Source organism: Aeromonas media (assembly GCF_000819985.1).
GTDB classification, from domain to species: Bacteria; Pseudomonadota; Gammaproteobacteria; order Enterobacterales; family Aeromonadaceae; genus Aeromonas; species Aeromonas media.
In genome coordinates, this window is the sequence record NZ_CDBZ01000148.1 from 1 (window position 1) to 11,036 (window position 11,036).

8 protein-coding genes and 1 pseudogene are annotated in these 11,036 nt (G+C 40.8%); 3 read left to right on the forward strand and 6 right to left on the reverse strand.

The annotated features are described in order from the left end of the window. Positions 1-19: 19 nt before the first annotated feature. Positions 20-1,270: pseudogene (locus tag BN1127_RS21540) on the reverse strand (efflux RND transporter permease subunit); the annotation flags it as partial. Beyond that, entirely contained in the window at positions 1,267-2,808 is a 1,542-nt protein-coding gene (locus tag BN1127_RS21545; RefSeq protein ID WP_082030095.1) for an efflux RND transporter periplasmic adaptor subunit, read from the reverse strand. The pseudogene BN1127_RS21540 and the gene BN1127_RS21545, both read right to left, overlap by 4 nt. A gap of 211 nt (positions 2,809-3,019) precedes the next feature. On the opposite strand from BN1127_RS21545, the gene BN1127_RS21550 reads away from it, so the two are divergent. The 3 genes from BN1127_RS21550 to BN1127_RS12900 all read left to right on the forward strand — a co-directional run bounded on the left by BN1127_RS21550 (position 3,020) and on the right by BN1127_RS12900 (position 5,566). Next, a complete protein-coding gene (locus tag BN1127_RS21550) occupies positions 3,020-3,343 on the forward strand; it encodes a hypothetical protein (protein ID WP_021140715.1) in 324 nt (107 codons plus the stop codon). A 191-nt stretch (positions 3,344-3,534) separates the two neighbouring features. Further along, positions 3,535-4,221: a heavy metal response regulator transcription factor gene (locus BN1127_RS21555; RefSeq protein ID WP_021140716.1), complete on the forward strand. Its 687-nt coding sequence runs from the start codon at positions 3,535-3,537 to the stop codon at positions 4,219-4,221. Beyond that, positions 4,211-5,566 (forward strand): heavy metal sensor histidine kinase, encoded by a 1,356-nt coding sequence (locus BN1127_RS12900; protein WP_042649738.1) that lies wholly within the window; start codon positions 4,211-4,213, stop codon positions 5,564-5,566. Before BN1127_RS21555 ends, BN1127_RS12900 begins: the two co-directional genes overlap by 11 nt. Positions 5,567-6,940: 1,374 nt before the next feature. Here the strand turns inward: BN1127_RS12900 and BN1127_RS12905 are convergent. The 4 genes from BN1127_RS12905 to BN1127_RS12915 all read right to left on the reverse strand — a co-directional run bounded on the left by BN1127_RS12905 (position 6,941) and on the right by BN1127_RS12915 (position 10,700). Next, positions 6,941-7,474: a cupredoxin family protein gene (locus tag BN1127_RS12905; RefSeq protein ID WP_042649739.1), complete on the reverse strand. Its 534-nt coding sequence runs from the start codon at positions 7,472-7,474 to the stop codon at positions 6,941-6,943. 20 nt (positions 7,475-7,494) lie between these two features. Beyond that, a complete protein-coding gene (locus tag BN1127_RS21560; RefSeq protein WP_223917471.1) occupies positions 7,495-8,355 on the reverse strand; it encodes a copper resistance protein B in 861 nt (286 codons plus the stop codon). Between the two features lie 8 nt (positions 8,356-8,363). Next, positions 8,364-10,235 (reverse strand): copper resistance system multicopper oxidase, encoded by a 1,872-nt coding sequence (locus BN1127_RS21565; protein ID WP_042649740.1) that lies wholly within the window; start codon positions 10,233-10,235, stop codon positions 8,364-8,366. Between the two features lie 138 nt (positions 10,236-10,373). Then, on the reverse strand, positions 10,374-10,700 hold the full coding sequence (locus tag BN1127_RS12915) for a hypothetical protein (RefSeq protein WP_010675891.1): 327 nt from the start codon (positions 10,698-10,700) through the stop codon (positions 10,374-10,376). Positions 10,701-11,036 lie beyond the last annotated feature (336 nt).

Genomic DNA, 11,036 nt, shown 5'->3' on the forward strand with positions numbered 1-11,036 from the left:
GGGTCATGGGTAATCAGGTATGCTTATGGACATTTTCAATCATTACAATTGCACCATCAACCATTGCTCCAATTGCGATGGCTATCCCTCCCAAAGACATTATGTTGGCGTTGACACCCTGTATATTCATTATTATAAATGCAACTAGAATTGCAATTGGTAGGGTAATAATCACTACTAACGATGACCGTAGGTGGAATAAAAATGCTAAACAAACTAATACAACAACAATAAACTCTTCCAGTAACTTCCCTGAAAGGTTGTCGATTGCTCTTTGGATTAGATCTGAGCGGTCATATACAGTTATTATCTCAACCCCATCTGGTAGACTACTTTTTAATTCATCAAGACGAGTCTTAACTCCATCAATAGTGTGTTGTGCATTTTCGCCATAACGCATGACGATAATGCCCCCAACGACTTCACCTTCACCATTGAGCTCTGCGATGCCTCGACGTACTTGAGGGCCAGTTACCACATCCGCTACATCACCTAGCAATAGTGGAGCACCACGTACATTTGTTCCTAATGGAATGTTTTTTAGATCAGAGACATTTTTCAAATACCCATTGGAGCGAACCATATACTCAGCTTCGGCCATCTCGATAACTGAAGCACCTGTTTCCTGGTTACCTTGTTCTATTGCTGTCTGAATTAAAGACAAAGGTACACCATATGCACGCAGCTTATTGGGGTCTACACGAACCTGATACTGACGAACCATTCCTCCAACCGTAGCGACTTCAGAAACCCCCTCTACAGTCTGTAATTCATACTTTAAAAACCAGTTTTGCAGTGAGGTTAATTCACTTAAGTCATGCTTACCTGTTCTATCGATCAGTGCATACTGATAGACCCAACCAACACCAGTTGCATCAGGCCCAAGCTGGGGCCTCGCAGAAGATGGTAAATTAGGAGCAACTTGGCTCAAGTATTCTAAAACTCGCGCCCGCGCCCAATACAAATCCGTATTGTCATCGAATAGAACATAAACGAAAGAATCACCAAAGAAAGAATAACCACGGACGGTAGTTGCACCAGGAACAGCAAGCATGGCGGTGGTTAATGGGTAAGTTACTTGGTCTTCAACTACTTGTGGTGCTTGCCCAGGATAACTTGTTTTGATAATAACTTGAACATCCGACAAATCAGGCAGCGCATCAACAGGAGTTTGCTTGACTGACCATATTCCCCATGCAGTGAGCAACACACTTAACAAAAGAACAAGGAATCGATTGCCAATAGACCATCGAATTATTGATGTGATCATTTCTGACCTCCTATCTCATCCATTTCGGCCATATCATGCTTGGAATGGTCCAATTGTGGAGCAGATGGAGCCTTACCTTTCCCGTTGCTACTATTTGAATCTGAATTTTTAATATTTGTTTTAGCAATCGGCTCCTTGATACCAGTTATAATGTATCGTTCCCCATCCTGCCTTAGCAAAACACTCACGGAGTGACCCATCTTTAAACTTGAAGGAGCAATACTCTTATCAAGTTCAAAGCTCATACGCATTGCTGGCCATTGCCATTCTGGTACTTGTTGGTGTGCAATTGTGATCTGCCTATTCTGACCAATATCAACGATGTCAGCATTGACCCAGACTTGAGCAGGACGAAATGCAGTCATGCGCTGGAAGTCGGAACTGATACTTGACTCAGAGTCTAATAAAAACTGAGCAGACCTTACTATCTCATCACCTTCTTCAACTCCAGATGTAACAACGATATGTTCCCTAAACTGAGAACCGAGAGTGACTTCAACAGATTTGAAGCGCCCATCACCTAATGACAGCACTACTCGATTCTGCGTTCCTGTTCTAATAATAGCCTCACTAGGCACCACAAGATTAGACTCGGTTCCACCGGCTTTTATGTTGATCTGAGCAAACATATTCGGCTTAAGGAACTCGTCTGGATTATCAAAGCGTAGCCTGACCTTAAGCGTTCTAGTTGATGCGTCTAGGGTGGGATATAAATAATCAACTTTACCGACCCAAGTTCTGCTTGGCGCATAATCAAGAGTCATGGTAACTGGATCTCCCAATTTCAATACGGTAGCTTGGCGCTCAAAAATTTCTGCACTGACCCAAACTTGTTGTAATGTGCTGATATTAAATAGCGCCTCAGCTGGTTCTACGTACTGTCCCTCTCGAATTTTTAGCTCAGAAATATATCCATCACTAGGTGCATAGAAATTAATTGTTTCACGCACTTTCCTAGTTCGCTTTAAAATAGATATTTGATCACTTGGAATTTGTAGCGCCTTGAGTTTCCCTTCTGCGGCTCGAATCAACAAAGGGTTACTGCTATTCATGGCCAACAAGTATTCATGCTGCGCATTTACTAAATCAGGGGCATATAATGCGTAAATAAAACTACCTTTGGTAACCCTTTGCCCCTCACTTTTAATTGCAAGGGTTCGTACCCAGCCAGCCATACGTGAGTTGATAGCTTCAAGACGGTCTTCATCATATCCAACATATCCAACAGTATCAATTTCCTGATAAGTAGGAGCTCGTTTGACTTGATCGAGACGAACACCAAGATTCTGCTGTATTTCCGGTGATATTGTAACTGTGCCAGCTGACCCTTGACCTTGAGCTTTCTCTTCATAAACAGGAATGAAATCCATTCCCATTGTGTCCTTGGCTGGAGAAGGTCTCTTATCAGCTGGATCCATCGGGTTTACCCAATAAAGAGGTTGTTTTTCCTTTAATGTATTTACATCTTTAAAATTTGTGAGCAGGTAGACACTACCGCCTCCTGCGACAAAAACTAACAACATTGCAATAAATTTCATAATGCCATGCCCCTTAAGATATATTCAAAATATGGAAAACCAGGTGGTGTAAATTCATCTCTCATACCCCAACAGGGTGAATCATACATACTTACCCTCTTACAGATCTATATCCTTACGGTAATGTAATCTTGCTGACAGCAGCATGTAATGTTGATTGTATATAGTGATTAGCGATAACCGTGCAATAACAACGAAATGAGGTAATCAAATGAAAATCAAGACCATCTTAGCTGCGCTCACCATGTTGATTAGTAGTTCAGCGGCTTTCGCTAATGCCCCAATGCCTTTCGATCTTAGAGCAGGGCATGGAGTAGTCTATGTAGAATGGAAAATATCTGCATTGCCTACTGACTCCGTGGACGTATCCACCCCCGATGGCACGAAACTGGGCGTTGTGAAGGCTCTCCCTGGTAAGACCAAGCAGTTAACACTTCCTTCTGATAAAAATATTACAGAAGTTATCGTGGACTATAAAGGAACCATTCATAACGTATCTCTCCCACATGGTATGGGAAGCGGTAGTAACCGTTAAGATCTCCCACATGTATAAAACGGCCAGCCTATGCTGGCCTTTTTTTAAACATTAAAAATAATCATTCTAGACTTTATAATTTCGATATAACCTTCATTGAAACTCTTGATACAGCTGGATTTTTTTTATTTTTTAGTGTATGTAGTAGCATGGACTACTGACTATCTTAATACTGCATATTGGAGAACATAATGAATATTTTAGTTGTTGAAGATGAGCCAAAGATAGGTGAGTATTTAAAGAAAGGACTCACTGAGTCAGGCTACATTGTTACTCTCGCCACAAATGGAATTGATGGTCGCTTTTATATACTTAGCCATGAGTTTGACTTAATAATACTAGATATTATGTTACCTGGGATTAACGGATGGCAGCTTCTTGAGGAAATTAGAAATATAAACATTCAAGTACCTGTCATGTTCCTGACGGCAAAAGATGGTGTCGGAGATAGAGTAAAGGGGCTAGAGTCTGGAGCTGATGATTATCTTTCAAAACCATTTGCATTCACTGAACTACTAGCCAGAATAAAAAACCTTCTTAGGCGATCCAAAGACAATCATATTGAAGAGGTTATATCAATTTCAGATTTGATTATAAACATCAAATCAAGAACAGTTAAGCGGTCGGGTAAAAAACTACATCTCACCCCTAAAGAATATCTATTACTTGAGTTATTAGCTCGGCGGCATGGTGAAGTATTACCTCGCTCATTAATTGCCTCTTTGGTATGGGATATGAATTTTGACAGCGATACAAATGTAATAGATGTTGCAATCAGAAGATTAAGAGCCAAGGTTGATGATGATTATCAAATAAAATTAATTCATACTATTCGAGGAATGGGATATAAATTAGAAGGTGCTGGCGATGAAGAGTAACATGCCTATAACTATACGTGCTATGCTTTTTGTTTCTGTCGCCATAACGATCAGTATGATTTCCTTGTTATTTTTGGTAGAGACATCTATCAAAAATCATTTCTTAGACCTTGATAATGAAACGATAGATAACAAAACGATTATTATCGAGCAGTTTTCAAAGCGCATAGATGCAGTTCAAAGAATTATCAATTGGGATACAATCAATCCTGACTCTAATTTTTATATCGAGATATTAAAAGATGGTAAAAACATATATAGGAGTGAACGAGACAGCTTTAATTTGAGAAAGTTCAGCAATACACTAATTCATGTATCTGAAACTGACACTTCCGCTCCACATAAATATCTCAGTAAAAACATTAATTTTAAAAAAAATGATAACTCCTATTCAGTCGTGTTCTATTTAGACTCAAGTGTTCACTCTCATTTTTTGTCTGACTTTAGGATGCAGCTATTAATCATAGTCTTTGGTGTTTGGGCGATCATAATATTGTCTACATACTTGGGTATAAGGCAAGGCCACAAACCTATTTATATATTAAGCAAACATATGTCGACTATTCAGGCTGAACAGTTGAGCTCAACATTAGAACCCAACCAATATCCGAGAGAGTTAAGGGAGTTGGTTGACTCATTCAATACCATGCTATCTAAACTAAACAATAGTTTCGTTAAGTTATCTGATTTTTCAGATGATGTAGCGCATGAACTAAGAACCCCATTAACCAATATAATCATGCAGGCTCAAGTTGGGTTAAATCAAGACAGGAGCATCTCCGAATATAAAGAGTTCCTATATTCAATTCTAGAAGAGCTTGAGCGTTTGGCAAAGATGGTTAGCGATATGCTGTGGATTGCCAGGTCAGACAAAGGTTTGATTTCTGCAAATAAAGAATTTTTAGACTCAGAGAATGAACTTTCTTCTATTTTGGATTTCTTTATGTACTTGGCAGAAGAAAAAAGTCTTACGTTTAACGTTACAAATACTCATAGGCTTATATTTGCTGACAAAATAATGTTTCGTCGTTCGATATCCAATCTGATATCTAACGCAATAAAATACTCAGAGAGCAACTCTGCCATTAGCATCTCAATATCAAACGATGAAGGAAATAATTCTATAATTGAAATAAAGAACAAATGCAAAGATATATCTTACGATGAATCCTTGAGAATGTTTGATCGATTTTATAGGGCAGATTTATCAAGATCTAGCAATAACGATAGTGTCGGGTTGGGTCTATCGATTGTTAAATCGATAACCGAAGTTAATGGAGGAAAGGCTTGGAATAAATTAAGTGGTGACTACATTTCATTTTATTTACTATTCCCAGCTAAATAGTTTTTTAATCACTTAACATAAGGCGATAACATAAGAATTAAAGAGTATGATTGCCAGAATAGGAGCGACCTGAGGAGGAATTATTTCAAGAATAATGACTTGAGCCCCCATCTCTCAGGCCAGCATTGTGGGTAAGTCAATCTATTATTTATCGTGGCTAGCCGATTTTCTGAGTTGATGCCATGAATATGAGTGTTGCCTAGACAATCACGGGAGGGCAAGACTCAACCAATGGTATACTGACCGAACCATGTGCACTTTCTTCATACTCAAAGCATCTGTAGTCTTTCCTTGTGAACCAGCTTGTTCCTGCGAAATTAGCTATGCCCTGTGTGCCTGCACAGTGAAAGTGACCTACCGCCAGTTTATCAAACCGATCTGATCATCGACTCCACCCGCATAAAAATATTTGGTAAGGGCAAGTGGAAGGGAGTAATTCTGGGCAGCTAACGACACGAAGGAAAACATACCGAATAAAATACAAGGGCGCGGAAACTTGGATTTGGTATTGTTGACAAAATATCCCGTTACTCGGTGAGCCGATCTCTCAGAGCTGCCACCTAGAGAGTCAAATGAACGAACCAAAGCAGAAAATAAGTAGCTGGAAACAATACAATCAAGTCTGGGTTCAACGTGGTTCCCCTGACAATCTAAATGGATGAACACACGGTCAAGCTGTATCCATCATGGCCAGCGTTGACTGCATTGATGTTCAAGTGCATATTCAGGCTTGCCCCTGCATGTGCTGAATTACTTCATCAACTCGCTATTCACGTTGATGGCTGTCCAACTCCAGGCTACAGTACTATCAATAGCAAGCTAAGATAGTGGATATCAACTACGAGCAACCGACCGCTGGCGTATCTGTTGATTGATGCAATCGGACTCTAAGTCTGTGGTGATTGCGAATGGACAGTGTGCAAGCACGGCAACGAAAAGTAGCGGGGTTGGTGCAAGTTCATTGCAGCCACCCATGCAATCGTTGTAGCTGAGGTCTGCCTGGAGGCGGTTGTGCCGTCCTTGCTCAATTCGTTGCGGCGGAAGATAGAACTGGTCAGTGCTGAGGCACCTATGGCACCATAGCGTGTCACGCCCTGCTGAAGCAGGGCTATTTCGACTCAGATTAACTTTTTTATTTTAATATATATTCTTCCATTTCCTATTAAATAGTGGTTGTTTTTTTAAATTACTATTAGCATTTTCAATTTTACTGAGTGATTATCATCACCACTGATACTACATGTCACATCAACGATGAATTTTGAGTTTACATCTGATAATCAGTATTTATAAAGTTTAGAGCTGAATTATGTACGTATAAAAGAGGGGCCTAGTCAGGCCCCTCTTTGATGCTCTTATCGGCTCAGAGAGTACTTATTTAACGACAACCTCTCCGACCATACCAGCTTCCATATGACCAGGTACAAGGCAGGCGAATGATACTGTTCCTGACTTGTCAAATTTCCATAACACAGCACTCTTCTTGTTTGGTGCAAGAGAAATCATATTTGGCATACTGTGTTGCATCTGCATACCTTGCATTTGTTGCATCATCCCAGCATGATCTTTTAGCTCAGAGGTCGTTCCAAGAACAAACTCATGTGGCACTTTACCATTGTTCTTTATAAAGAAACGTATTGTTTCACCTTGCTTAACAGATATCGATTTCGGTGTGAATCGCATGGTGTCATCCATAGACACATCGATGGTTCTAGAGACATCTTTGGCAACACCTGGAGAGCCAGCCATGCTACCCATGTCATGTCCCATAGGGGCTGGATTTCCCTTCATTGAGCTCATGTCATGACTCATACCATTTTTCATTGCACTCATGTCATGCCCTTGCTCAGATGCAATCACACCAGCAGAAACAACAATCAAAGCAGCAGCAATAACGTTATATTTCATATGATATCTTCCTTATATAATCAGAACCAGAATCTGGCGCCGGTAATAAATCTAGTATCGGATGTACTCTCGCCATTGTCTTTCGCAAGATCATAAGTACTTCCAGCAAGAGTGCTCCATTCAACTCCAATATATGGTGCAAACTGTCTATTTATTTCATAACGCAACCGTAAGCCTGTGCTTATGTCAGATATACCTCGCCCAACTAACATCTCATCATCATCTTTACTGTAAATATTCATTGAAACTTGGGGTTGCAATATTAACTTTTGAGTCAGCAAAAGGTCATATTCAGCCTCTAGGCTTAAAAGTGCTAGGCCATGTGAATCTACAAACAAAGATGAATCGACTTCAAACCAATATGGTGCAAGTCCTTGGATGCCAAGGGCAAGCCATCCCTTATCACTTCTAGATTTATATGTATCATATCTTGCCCCCAAAAGGATGTCCCAGTATGGTGACGTCGCATATCCATAAAGAATTTGATTTTCTGTCTCCTGCAATGAATTTTTATATTCACCATCAGATTTAAACCATATCTTATGATAATCTTTTCCTATCCAAGCCAGCGCCTTGTAATTTGCATAGTTTTCTTTACGACCATTAGAGTATTCAAGCCTGTCTATTAGCACAGAAGAAAATATATGTTCGTCAGCTAAGGAAAGTTTTTCCCTACCTTCAAACAGGCTTGGTCCAGAACTAAGAGTGAGGCCATCAGAGTACTCATGGGGACTTCTCTGTTGGGCCTCGGTCGTTGCGGTTAAATCAGGGTGATAGCCACCTACTGACTCATCTGATTCTTTTGAAAATGAAAGAGAGGTGAATACTCCAAGAGTAAACAGTAATACTGTCTTTCTTACAATATTTTGAATATGCATCATCTATTTCCTCAAGAAACCACAACTTCACGAAACATCCCAGCATCCATATGGAACATAATATGACAGTGCCAAGCCCAACGACCAATAGCATCAGCCGTCACAAGAAAGCTTATGCGTTGTGCTGGCTGCACAGCAATGGTGTGTTTTCTTGCTAGGAAAGAACCATTTTCATTTTCAAGCTCACTCCACATACCATGTAAATGCATGGGGTGTGTCATCATAGTATCATTATGAAGAGTGATTCTTACTCGCTCGCCATAATTAAAATGAATAGGTGTTGACTTACCGAACTCGACTCCATCAAATGACCATGTATAGCGTTCCATATTGCCGGTCAAATGAAGCTCAATTTCGCGTTCTGCTGGTCTTGGATCTATAGGCCCACCTTTGGTTTTCAAGTCCGCTAAGGTAAGCACTCTTCTTCCATTATTACGAAGTCCTACACCAGGGTCATCTAGATTGCGCCTTGGAGTATCTACCCGAGCATCAACGCTTGGTCCAAACTCTGTACTGGCATGCCTTACTGTACTAGGCTTGGCCGTCGTTTCCATACTAGGCATAGAGCGATGATCCATACCTTCCATTCCTGGCATTGAACCATGATCCATCGCGGGCATAGCACCTGATGTCATTCCAGGCATGGAACCGTGATCCATCGCGGGCATAGCACCTGATGTCATTCCAGGCATGGAACCGTGATCCATACCTGCCATGGAGCCGTGATCCATTCCGTCCATGGAGCCCATCATATCTTCCATTGAAAGAGGCTCAGGTTTGTCTACAGTAGGAATTGGAGCTGAAAGGCCAATCGCCGTCGACAACGTCCCTCGGGCAAAACCAGTACGATCCATCGACTGTGCGAAAACCGTATGGGCGTTATCTATGGGTTGAACAATGACATCGTAAGTTTCACCAGGGCCAAAACGAAACTCATCTACGTCTATAGGTTCAATATCAACACCATCGGTTTGTACAACCGTCATTTTTATACCTGGAATTCGGACATCGTAAAAAGACCCTCCAGCACCATTTATAAATCTAAGTCTGATTTTCTCACCTTTATTGAAGACACCCGTCCAATTTCCATTAGGGGTTGTTCCGTTCATTAAATAGGTTAAAGTTGCAGAGGATAAGTCAGCCAAATCTGTAGAATTCATTCTCATTTCATTCCACATCTGGCGTTTGGTGAAGGCAACCTTTAATCCACTGTTGCTGACATCGTTAATGAAGTCGATAGCTGTAGGCTGATTAAAATTATAGTAATCACTTTGCGATTTCAATTTTGATAAAATTCGCATCGGGTGCTCATCTGTCCAGTCTGACAAGAGAACAACATAATCTCTATCGGCTGATATAATCTCGCCTTCTTTTGGCTCTATAATTAAAGCGCCATACATTCCCGTCTGTTCTTGAGAACCAGAGTGAGAGTGATACCAATATGTACCGGACTGTTCCAACGTGAATTTATATGTGAATGTCTCTCCTGGTTTAATACCATTGAAACTAATACCAGGTACGCCATCCATTTCAAATGGGAGTATTATACCATGCCAATGAATAGAGGTAGGCTCACTGAGCTTATTGGTAACACGAAGAGTAACCTCATCGCCTTCCTTTAAGCGTAATGTCGGTGCGGGTATGGAGCGATTGACAACCGTGGCAATTCTTGTACTTCCAGTAAAGTTGACAACAACTTCTTCAACTACCAGATCGATTACTGTTCCACTTAAAACTGAGCTGTAAACCTTTTGCGGCAGTTCTTCTTTAGCGTTAATTGACATAGGAATCGATGCCACAACTCCGCCAGCAGCAATCCCTTTAACAAACTTTCTTCTTGAGATAGAAGGATTAAATCCATTTTTACTATGAACATCATTCATAAGCGCCTCCATTTCATCACAACTGTGATGTGCGATGATGCTCATTATAGAAATCAATGTACAATTACAATACTGTCATTTTTCTCAATGCGTATAAAAAATGCGCAAAACTTACGTTAAAGCATGATTTTATTTGCTTTATCTGTTTCGCCCACTACCCATTCCATGCTGAAGTGCAATCACATGGACATCACCGTTGTAGCTGACTTTGACTGTGTTGATACTTTTGTCCATGGGGAGTTGCAGTTGCTTTGTCTTCCCAGGAGTAGCCATTACAGTACCCAGTTTAGTGTCATCCAGGGTAGATACACTCACAGTATCGGTACTAAGTGCGTTGGCACTCCAATCCATATATATAATGTTGTGCCCAGCACGAACGTTATAAGGCACAGGAGCCTGAGCAAAGGCGGAGAAGCTTCCGACGACCAGCGTACATGCCATGAATGCACCAATTTTAATATTCATAAACCACCTCATTTAATTATGACTCAAGTTACGTGACTAACTATATACTCTGAATCATTACATGAAGCTGTCACAAAAATTACAAATTAGTAATAAACCTATTGAAGAGTGTTTGGGGAACGCTGGATGCCTTAAATCAGGACATACCCTATTTTTTGACCTGCTCAGATAGAGATTCGGTTCATGCAGCATGAATCGCCCGGCTTCTCTAGGGAAGGTGCGAACAAGTCCCTGATATGAGATCATGTTTGTCATCTGGAGCCATGGAACAGGGTTCATCATGAGTCATCAACTTACCTTCGCCGACAGTGAATTCAGCAGTAAGCGCCGTCAGAC

Coding starts and splice junctions, on each gene's coding strand:
- BN1127_RS21545 (WP_082030095.1), bottom strand. CDS start 2,808: ATGAAATTTATTGCAATGTTGTTAGTTTTTGTCGCAGGAGGCGGTAGT.
- BN1127_RS21550 (WP_021140715.1), top strand. CDS start 3,020: ATGAAAATCAAGACCATCTTAGCTGCGCTCACCATGTTGATTAGTAGT.
- BN1127_RS21555 (WP_021140716.1), top strand. CDS start 3,535: ATGAATATTTTAGTTGTTGAAGATGAGCCAAAGATAGGTGAGTATTTA.
- BN1127_RS12900 (WP_042649738.1), top strand. CDS start 4,211: ATGAAGAGTAACATGCCTATAACTATACGTGCTATGCTTTTTGTTTCT.
- BN1127_RS12905 (WP_042649739.1), bottom strand. CDS start 7,474: ATGAAATATAACGTTATTGCTGCTGCTTTGATTGTTGTTTCTGCTGGT.
- BN1127_RS21560 (WP_223917471.1), bottom strand. CDS start 8,355: ATGATGCATATTCAAAATATTGTAAGAAAGACAGTATTACTGTTTACT.
- BN1127_RS21565 (WP_042649740.1), bottom strand. CDS start 10,235: ATGAATGATGTTCATAGTAAAAATGGATTTAATCCTTCTATCTCAAGA.
- BN1127_RS12915 (WP_010675891.1), bottom strand. CDS start 10,700: ATGAATATTAAAATTGGTGCATTCATGGCATGTACGCTGGTCGTCGGA.